This is a genomic window from Streptomyces pathocidini (assembly GCF_001418495.1).
Classification (GTDB): Bacteria; Actinomycetota; Actinomycetes; order Streptomycetales; family Streptomycetaceae; genus Streptomyces; species Streptomyces pathocidini.
In genome coordinates this window covers 1-552 of the sequence record NZ_LIQY01000395.1, presented here as the reverse complement: position 1 = coordinate 552, position 552 = coordinate 1, and the positions used below count along the sequence as shown (strand labels likewise).

1 protein-coding gene is annotated in these 552 nt (G+C 64.9%); it reads left to right on the top strand.

Going from position 1 to position 552, the window contains the following annotated elements; genetic code table 11:
* On the top strand, positions 1 to 552 hold a 552-nt coding region (locus tag AOK16_RS18560), incomplete at both ends, for an IS256 family transposase (RefSeq protein ID WP_157859258.1).

Here is a 552-nt window from a genome sequence, read left to right as displayed (position 1 = left end):
CCGCGGCATGACGGTCCGCGACATCCGCTCGTATCTGGCGAAGGTGTACGGCACCGAGGTATCGCCGGACCTGATCTCGAAGGTGACCGACGCGGTCAACGACGAGATCACGTCATGGCAGTCGCGTCCGTTGGACCCGGTCTGGCCGGTCGTCTATATCGACGCGCTGTGGATCAAGGTGTGGGACGGCAAGGTGGCGAACCGGCCCGTCCATCTCGCCGTCGGTGTCGATCTGGACGGCTGCAAGCATGTGCTCGGGCTGTGGATCGGAAAGGACGGCGAGGGCGCCCGCCAGTGGCTTACGATCATTGGCGAGCTGAAGGCGCGAGGAGTGGAAGATGTCCTCGTGGCCTGCTGCGATAGTCTGCCAGGACTGCCCGACGCCATCAACACCGTCTGGCCTCGAACTACCGTTCAGACTTGCGTGATCCACTTGGTGCGGGCCAGCCTGCGATACGCCTCCAAGGCCGACCACGGCAAGCTCGTGCCGGCCCTGCGGAAGATCTACACCGCGCCTACGGAGAAGGCAGCAGAGCAGGCGCTGGAGGGCCT